Genomic DNA, 8,417 nt, shown 5'->3' on the forward strand with positions numbered 1-8,417 from the left:
TACGCATTTCACCGCTACACTAGGAATTCCACTTTCCTCTCCGATACTCCAGCTTCCCAGTTTCCATCCCCTCACGGGGTTAAGCCCCGCACTTTTAAGATGGACTTAGAAAGCCGCCTGCGCGCGCTTTACGCCCAATAATTCCGGACAACGCTTGCCACCTACGTATTACCGCGGCTGCTGGCACGTAGTTAGCCGTGGCTTGCTATTCGGGTACCGTCACTTCCATAAGATATTAGCTTACGGACCGTTCGTCCCCGATCACAGAGCTTTACAACCCGAAGGCCGTCATCACTCACGCGGCGTTGCTCCGTCAGGCTTTCGCCCATTGCGGAAGATTCCCCACTGCTGCCTCCCGTAGGAGTCTGGACCGTGTCTCAGTTCCAGTGTGGCCGTTCATCCTCTCAGACCGGCTACTGATCGTAGGTTTGGTGGGCCGTTACCTCACCAACTGCCTAATCAGACGCAAACCCCTCTTCAGGCGATAGCTTACAGGTAGAGGCCACCCTTTCCTTGGAAAATCATGCGGTCTTCCAAGCGTATTCGGTATTAGCAGTCGTTTCCGTCTGTTGTCCCCATCCTGAAGGCAGGTTGTTTACGTGTTACTCACCCGTTTGCCACTCGATTCCAAAAGAAGCAAGCTTCCCTTGTCCTCTCGTTCGACTTGCATGTGTTAAGCACGCCGCCAGCGTTCGTCCTGAGCCAGGATCAAACTCTCCATGATAGATTGTTCGTTTGGCTCTTTATTTCTTGCCTTACTCATTAAAATTGCTCGGTATTGCTACCTCGCACATCGGCTTGATTCGTTCGCTGTACTGTTCAGTTTTCAAAGAATCATCGCTCTTCAAGCGACTTGATTATCTTACCACGAAGTTTCCGTTTTGTCAAACTCTTTTTTCAAAGTTTTTTCAAAATGTTTTTCGTGATGCTGTGTGACAGCTTCATGATAATATCACATTTGCTTTTTCCTGTCAACCCCTGTTTTCTTTCTCGGCAGGTGCCTCAAGGTTTAGCGTATTAGATTATATCAATTTCCCTTTCCGCTGTCAAGGAATCTTTTTTATTTTTTATGATGACCGCGTTGTTCAGAAGAGGCTTACCTCCCTGTCTATCCAGCTTTCCTGGCGGGCTTCCCTGATTTCGTCGCCCTCTTCTCTCCCGCCTATAAGGAAAGGAGAGTCAGGGGCATGGTTTCTTCTGTTTGCCAGTACTGTTTCCCTGCTTTCATTGGCGTAGCAGTAGCGGCAGCCATGGAGGCAGCTGCTGTAGGCACCTATGTCATGGCCCAGAAGGCAGGCGCAGCCCTTCCTCACCGGCCCTTTTTCATAGGACGGAATCTTCAGGGGAAGGCCAATGGCCTTTTCCACCTTTTCTTTCGTGAGACAGCCGGTGGTATCTGCGCCCAGGGATGCAAGGGCTGGGTCTTCCAGGCAGGACACCAGCTTCATGCCATGCTGTCTTCCGATTTCCACCATTTCCCCGGTCAGTTTCCACTGGTCTTCGCGGCTTACGCGCCGGCCTCCCGGAAAGTTCCGCACCGTCTTCCTGTAGAGGTCAAGGAAACTGAATATGCAGGTGTGGGTATATCCTTCCAGCGCTTCCGCCATATAGGAAAAGGCGCGGATGTGAAAGGAAAGGGGATAGGCGTCGGTCAGCAGGATGGGGTCATAGCGCCAGCAGATACGGGAGGGGCCTGTTATGTCCGACAGGGCGCGGAAGGCGGATATTGCCTCTCGCACCGGCGGGACAAAGGGTTCCATATCCCTTCCGTAGGGAGTGATGGTGACATGCCAGAGCTGGCGGAAGGAGGATAACTTTTCCATATGGGGCAGCAGGGGCCCGGGATTCTTGGTGCAGAAGCAGATGAGGTCCACCACCCTGGGATCCAGCCGCAGACAGGTGACCTGTCCCCTGCTGAAAGGATTTCTTACCATCACATATCCTTCTTCCAGCCGTTTCAGAAACCATGGACTGTAAAAGGCGGGAATATCGGTGCGCTGTCCTGTATTGATAATCATAGCCTGTTTCTTCCCTGCCGTTTTACTTCCTGCCTGCTTCGCAGATGGCTTCCGCTTCCTTCAGCCATTTTTCCTTCAGGGAAGCAGGCGAAAGGACTTTGACCCGGCTTCCCTGGCTCAGGAGCCACATAAGGATGCCGTCGCCCCGGACCTCATCGGTAATGAGGAAGCTGCCGTCCTTTCTTGGCGCCGCCTTGGCCGTAGGGAGCCTGTCCAGCACCGCTTCCACGCTGGGCCCTTTATAGATGAAACGGATATGTTCCGGCTTTCCTCCGTACATGTACTGGATGCTGTTTTTGAACTCTCCTTCCCGAAGCCTTTTTCCGTAATTGATGGTAAAGGTGCGTTCTGTGTCCACCAGATGGCTCATGCGGTCCACCCGGTACACCCGGGTATTTTCTTCGGACAATTTTCCTTCTCCTGCAGGAACGCCCAGCATATAGAAATAGTATTCCGAGAAAAGAACCCCTTCAGGACATACTTCATGGGGCCTTCCCTCTGTTTCTCCCTGCCGCCGGTAATTAAAGGAAAGGACATGGTGATTCCTCACGGCGCCGGCAATGGACCAGAGAATATGGGGATCCGGCTTTCCGTGGGACGGATCCCGGTAGTCGAAAAGTTCGCTCCGGATATACTCTTCCACTTCCTTTTTGTCCGTTCCCAGTACGGCGGACTGCAGGAGCCGGTCCAAGAGGGACTTAAGTTCCTCCCTGTGGAAGGCCCGGCTGGCCAGAAGAATCTTCCCGATGGCAAAGAGCTCGCAGGGAGAAATCATTTCATTTTCCAGTTCCCGTATGCGGTATACCTTGAGGGAGCGGTCGTAGTAAAGTTCCCGGCGGATGCCGTCCTGCTCCTCCTTCATCAAGAGGTACTTCCTGATTTCCGCCAGGTACCGGCTGGCGGTCCGGATATTGACGCCAAAAGCTTCCACCAGGTCCTGCCGGCTGATCATGCCGCCGCGGCTCAGCCTGTCCCAGAGGAAAAGAACCCGCTCTGTTTTCCTGTCATCCCTGTCTGTCTCTTTTTCCATCATTCCCATCTTCCGCCTTTCCCGTAGAGAAAATGAACAGTTGTCTACAAAGTATCACTGTTTTTCATAATTATAACAGATTCTGAAGGCACCCAAAAGCGCCATAAAAAAGGGCTTTGAAGAAATGACCTCATTTCTCCAAAGCCCTTTTCCCCTTTCTTTTGTCAGCTGAAGGAAAGCACTTCCTTCAGCGGCTTTCTTTCATTGGCCGCCGGAATGACGGCAGGATGGCCCATGGCGATGATGGCCGAAACGTCATAATCTTCGGGAAGGGACAGGATTTCCTTAATTTTTGCCTCATCGTACCGTCCCATAATGAGGGTGCCCAGCTCCAGCGCGTTGGCGGCCAGGCAGAAATGGGCCGCTGCCACGCCGGCGTCAAAGGACTGCCAGTGGGTGCCCTTGGTCGTGGAAGGGCTTCCGTCCGGTTCATAACCCGACAGTCCCTTGATGGTGCAGAGCACCATCAGCGCCGGTGCGGCATGGATATTTTCCGTGTTCCAGGGAAATTTCTTCGTGCACTCATCGGCGATTTTATCCTTCAGATTCCTGTCCAGCACCGCCACATAGCGGATGGGCTGTGTGTTTTCCCAGCACGATGCCATCTGGGATATTTCCACCACATTTTCGATTTCCTGCGGTGACAGGATTTCGTCTGTATATTCCCTGATGCTTCTTCTTGAAATGAGACATTGAATGGCGTCCATTTTTCTCCTCCTCTATGACCATCTCTTCCGCCGGAATCCATGAAATCTTTTCCCGGAAGTCCTACTCATACTGTTTCCATTTTACCATAAAATGGCCAAACCTTCATTTTGAGAAGGTCTTCCTGCAGGCTTTGACCTCCATTGTATAATGGATAGAAAACAGAAGGAGATTCCTATGATCCAGGATATAGCACCCCATCATTTCGATAACCATTTCGACCCTTCCCGCCGCCCGGGCAGGGACAGCCGGATTTTGTACTTCCGGGAGGAAAGCCTTTTCCTGCTGCCCGATTTTTCATTTCCTGCTGCCCGGGATATGAAGCCCGCTTCCGGGGAGTATCTTTTCTCCCTGGACGGGATTTCCTACTTCCTGTCCATCGATGCGCCCTGCCTGCCTGAGGGTCGCTTCCTTCCCATGGGAAAAATGAGAACCACCGCCGCCATTTCCCGGGTGCAGGTGTTCCTTGCATGGACTGCCCTCCAGATTCTCCGGTGGATCAGGGAGAATACATACTGCGGCAGCTGCGGGAACCTTCTCCGGCCCTCTCCCTCCGAAAGGGCCCGTATCTGCCCTTCCTGCGGCCGCACCATATATCCAAGGCTGAACCCCGCCGTCATTGCGGCGGTCACCTGGAAGGACAGACTTCTCCTTACCCGCTATGCAGGCAGGGCCATTTCCTACTACGCCCTCATTGCCGGCTTTACGGAAGTCGGGGAAACACTGGAAGAAACAGTGCAGCGGGAGGTGTTGGAGGAAACAGGGCTTCGTGTAAAAAACATCCGCTACTACAAATCCCAGCCCTGGGCCATGGCCAGTGACATTCTGGCCGGCTTTTTCTGCGAAGTGGACGGAAGCACAGACATTGTCATGGACAGGACGGAGCTGAAGAAAGCCTTCTGGGCGGAAAAGAAGGACATCATTCTCCAGCCCGATGATTATTCCCTCACCAATGAAATGATGAAGGTTTTTAAGGAAAGCTGAATCGCAAAAGGGCACCCCGGAATGGAGTGCCCTTTTTATGATTCGCGAAATATATTTCCCGTAAAAAATCCGTCATTGATCCAGATGGTCCAGAATGGCTTCGGTCATCCCCTCTCCATTCACTTTCTTCATGCCATCTTTATAAATATCTCCGGTACGGTATCCATCTTCCAGAGTATCGTTCACCGCTTTTTCAATGGCATCGGCGGCTCTGTCTTCACTGAAGGAGTAGCGGAGCATCATGGTTGCGGAAAGGATGGTGGCAATGGGGTTGGCTATGCCTTTTCCTGCAATGTCCGGCGCCGAGCCGTGGATAGGTTCGTAAAGGCTTGTTTCTTCGCCGATGGAGGCAGAGGGCAGCATGCCCACGGAGCCGGAGAGGACTGCCGCTTCGTCGGACAGGATGTCGCCGAACATATTGCTTGTCACCACCACGTCAAAGAAAGAGGGATGGATGGCAAACTGCTGGGCGCAGTTATCCACATACATGTGGTCCAGCTGGATGTCGGGATATTCTTCGTCATGAACCCGGACAGCTGTCCTTCTCCACAGGCGGGAGGATGCCAGCACGTTGGATTTGTCCACGCTTGTCACATGGCCGCGGCGCTTTCTGGCTGCTTCCATGGCAAAGCGGGTAATTCTTTCCACTTCAGGAACAGAGTAGCTTTCTACGTCCCAGGCCCGTTCCACGCCGTCATTGATTTCCGATTCGCACCGTTTTCCGAAATAAATACCGCCCACCAGTTCCCGGACAATCATAATGTCGGTGCCTCTGGCAATTTTGGGCTTCAGCGGTGAATATTCAATCATGGAATCCTGGATTTTTACAGGGCGAAGGTTCACATAAAGGCCCAGGGATTTCCGAAGGCCCAGGATGGCCTTTTCCGGCCGGAGCGCCGGTTTCAGGTGATCCCACTGGTAGCCGCCTACGGCACCGAAGAGGATGGCATCCCCCTTCCGGCAGGCCTCTATCGTATCCTCAGGCAGAGGCACACCATATTTATCATAGGCCGTGCCGCCGGCATCCTTCCACTCATAGGTGAAATCCAGATGGTAAATTTCATCGGTTTTCTTTAAAATTTCTACGGCGGCATCGGTGACTTCCCTGCCGATGCCGTCACCCGGAATGACTACGATATGCTTTCCCATATTACCGATACTCCTTTACATAATTGATAAGCCCGCCGGCTCTGGCAATATTCTGGATGAAACCGGGAAGGGGCGGTGCCTGATAGACGTCACCGGTGGTAAGATTCCGGATGGTACCGGTGGAGAGATCTATGGAAAGACGGTCACCGGCATGGATTTTTTCCACGTCACTTCCGATTTCCAGAAGGGGCAGTCCCACGTTGATGCCGTTTCTGTAGAAAATACGGGCGAAGGAAGCGGCAATAATCACAGGCACACCGGAGGCTTTGATGGCCACCGGCGCATGCTCTCTGGATGAACCGCAGCCGAAGTTCTTTCCTCCTACCATAATGTCTCCCGCCTTCACTTCTTTAGCAAAGGATGGATCGATATCCACCATGCAGTGAGCTGCCAGCTCTTTGGGATCAAAGGTATTGAGATACCGGGCTGGAATAATCACATCGGTGTCAATGTTGTCACCGTAGCGCCATACTTTTCCTTCTAACACAGCCATCATTTCACCTCCCTGGGAGCGGCAATCCGTCCCATAACCGCACTGGCCGCCGCTACCTGCGGTCCGGCCAGGTAAATTTCAGAATCCGTGGGGCCCATACGGCCGATAAAATTCCTGTTTGTGGTGGAAACACACCGCTCTCCGGCGGCCAGGATGCCCATGTACCCGCCAAGGCAGGGGCCGCAGGTAGGCGTGGATACGGCGCAGCCTGCATTGATGAAGGTATCAATGTATCCTGCATGCATGGCCGCCAGATAAATGGCAGGCGTGGCGGGAATGACAATGCATCGCACCGACGGATGGACCTTATGTCCTTCAAAGATACGGGCCGCAATGGCCAGGTCCTCCAGCCTGCCGTTGGTGCAGGAACCGATGACCACCTGGTCGATGGGAATGTCGCCGAATGTGCCTACCACCTTCGTGTTCTCCGGCAGGTGGGGGAAGGATACCACCGGCTTCATGGTGGAAAGGTCTATATGCACTTCCCGGGAGTAGTGGGCATCTTCATCCGCTTCCGCCACTTCAAAGGGCTTTGTGAACCGGCCTTCAATGTAAGTTTTCGTTTTCTCGTCCACCGGGAAAATGCCGTTCTTGCCGCCGGCTTCGATGGCCATATTGGCAATGGTGAACCGGTCCGCCATGGAGAGTGAGGAAACACCGGGTCCCGTGAATTCCAGGGACTGGTACAGGGCACCGTCCACGCCTATCATGCCGATTAAAGTCAGGATCACATCTTTTCCTGTAATATCTTCCGGCTTGGTACCGGTCAGAACCACCTTAATGGCGTCAGGTACTTTGAACCAGGCTTCGCCGGTGGCCATGGCCACTCCCAGATCCGTAGACCCTACGCCGGTGGAAAAACCGCCCAGGGCACCGTAAGTACAGGTGTGGGAATCGGCGCCTATGGTAACCATGCCCGGACCTACCAGCCCTTTTTCCGGAAGCAGGGCATGCTCAATGCCCACCCGGCCCTGTTCAAAATAATGGACTATGCCGTTTTCCCTGGCAAAATCCCGAACAATCTTAGCCAGCCCTGCGGACTTGATATCCTTGGCCGGCTGGAAATGGTCCGGCACCAGCACGATTCTCTCCCTGTCAAATACAGGCCGTCCTACCTTTTTGAATTCCGCAATGGACGGCGGCGCCGTAATATCATTGGCCATCACCAGATCCAGGCTGCAGTAAATCAAATCTCCCGCTTTCACAGAATCAAGTCCTGCATGCTTTGCCAGGATTTTCTGTGTCATTGTCATTCCCATACAAAAACCTCCCATTCTACCAAATAAAAAAAAATCTTCCGTCTCCAAGAGACGAAAGATTCGCGGTACCACTCTTCTTCATGCCAATGGCATGCACTTATGCTGATAACGGTCAGATGCCGGCACCGCCTACCTGTTCAGCGATGCAGCTTGAGGACGAGTTCAAAATCCGCTTCTGTCATTTTTCACCATCCAATGACTCTCTGAAAGCAAGCAGCAATTTTTAATACTTCCTGTCAACGCTTTTGTGAAGTTAGAAATACTCTATCACAAACCCTTATTTTTTGCAAGCCAAAAATGATGAAGACAGAGTCTGTCACAGTCATAGTGTATAATAGAAGAAATGGAAAGATCTGTTTCTTTCTTATGTTTATAAACTACCAAAGGAGGCCTGTCATGAAAAAAATGATTACCCTGTTTTTCTGTTTCTTCCTTCTTCTCACCGGCTGCCTTGCCGCTGACGCCGCCGGCCCCATCAACCGGGACGGCTATTTCAAAAACATCCGCCTTGCCGGGCGGGTCAGGGTGGTGGACTCCTTCCCCGACATCAAAGTGCAGGTGGTATCCTCCTTCCCGGATCTCAAGGTAAAAGCGGTCAGCTCCTTCCCCGATGACATCGGAGAGTGGCAGTTTGTGGACTACGGCGAAGACTTTACCGTCCAGTTCGTGGACAGCTTTCCCGATATCCGTATCGAATTCGTAGACTCTTTCCCCGGCGTTTGCTGAAATCTAGGGAAGCGCTGATTAAATCACTGTCTGCTTTTATTCTTGGATTTTTA

The 8,417-nt window shown here is 52.6% G+C and carries 8 protein-coding genes, 1 rRNA gene and 1 other annotated feature (1 of these 10 cut by a window edge); of the genes, 2 read left to right on the forward strand and 7 right to left on the reverse strand.

Going from position 1 to position 8,417, the window contains the following annotated elements:
- From B2Y11_RS07325 to B2Y11_RS07340, 4 genes are all read right to left on the reverse strand, one after another.
- Positions 1-724 (reverse strand): 16S ribosomal RNA (locus B2Y11_RS07325); its annotated part reaches 430 nt to the left of the window's first position; the annotation flags it as partial.
- Positions 725-1,085: 361 nt separating this feature from the next.
- Positions 1,086-2,018 (reverse strand): DUF1848 domain-containing protein, encoded by a 933-nt coding sequence (locus B2Y11_RS07330; protein WP_291057797.1) that lies wholly within the window; start codon positions 2,016-2,018, stop codon positions 1,086-1,088.
- Between the two features lie 22 nt (positions 2,019-2,040).
- Positions 2,041-3,051, reverse strand: a complete 1,011-nt coding sequence (locus B2Y11_RS07335; protein ID WP_291057799.1) for a helix-turn-helix transcriptional regulator — start codon at positions 3,049-3,051, stop codon at positions 2,041-2,043.
- A gap of 161 nt (positions 3,052-3,212) precedes the next feature.
- Positions 3,213-3,755, reverse strand: a complete 543-nt coding sequence (locus tag B2Y11_RS07340) for a nitroreductase family protein (RefSeq protein WP_291057801.1) — start codon at positions 3,753-3,755, stop codon at positions 3,213-3,215.
- A 175-nt stretch (positions 3,756-3,930) separates the two neighbouring features.
- On the opposite strand from B2Y11_RS07340, the gene nudC reads away from it, so the two are divergent.
- Positions 3,931-4,737, forward strand: a complete 807-nt coding sequence (nudC, locus tag B2Y11_RS07345; RefSeq protein WP_291057802.1) for an NAD(+) diphosphatase — start codon at positions 3,931-3,933, stop codon at positions 4,735-4,737.
- A 72-nt stretch (positions 4,738-4,809) separates the two neighbouring features.
- On the opposite strand, the gene leuB is transcribed toward nudC, so the two are convergent.
- From leuB to leuC, 3 genes are read right to left on the reverse strand one after another with little or no spacing between them, the layout of a single operon-like run.
- Positions 4,810-5,886: a 3-isopropylmalate dehydrogenase gene (gene leuB, locus B2Y11_RS07350; protein WP_291057804.1), complete on the reverse strand. Its 1,077-nt coding sequence runs from the start codon at positions 5,884-5,886 to the stop codon at positions 4,810-4,812.
- Position 5,887: 1 nt separating this feature from the next.
- Positions 5,888-6,379, reverse strand: a complete 492-nt coding sequence (locus B2Y11_RS07355) for a 3-isopropylmalate dehydratase small subunit (protein ID WP_291057858.1) — start codon at positions 6,377-6,379, stop codon at positions 5,888-5,890.
- Positions 6,379-7,638, reverse strand: a complete 1,260-nt coding sequence (leuC, locus tag B2Y11_RS07360; protein ID WP_291057806.1) for a 3-isopropylmalate dehydratase large subunit — start codon at positions 7,636-7,638, stop codon at positions 6,379-6,381. Before leuC ends, B2Y11_RS07355 begins: the two co-directional genes overlap by 1 nt.
- Positions 7,639-7,682: 44 nt before the next feature.
- Positions 7,683-7,887: a binding site (T-box leader), on the reverse strand.
- Positions 7,888-8,034: 147 nt separating this feature from the next.
- Here leuC and B2Y11_RS07365 point away from each other — a divergent pair.
- Positions 8,035-8,364 (forward strand): hypothetical protein, encoded by a 330-nt coding sequence (locus B2Y11_RS07365; RefSeq protein ID WP_291057808.1) that lies wholly within the window; start codon positions 8,035-8,037, stop codon positions 8,362-8,364.
- Positions 8,365-8,417 lie beyond the last annotated feature (53 nt).

The organism is Dialister sp. UBA1703 (assembly GCA_002320515.1).
Classification (GTDB): Bacteria; Bacillota; Negativicutes; order Veillonellales; family Dialisteraceae; genus Dialister.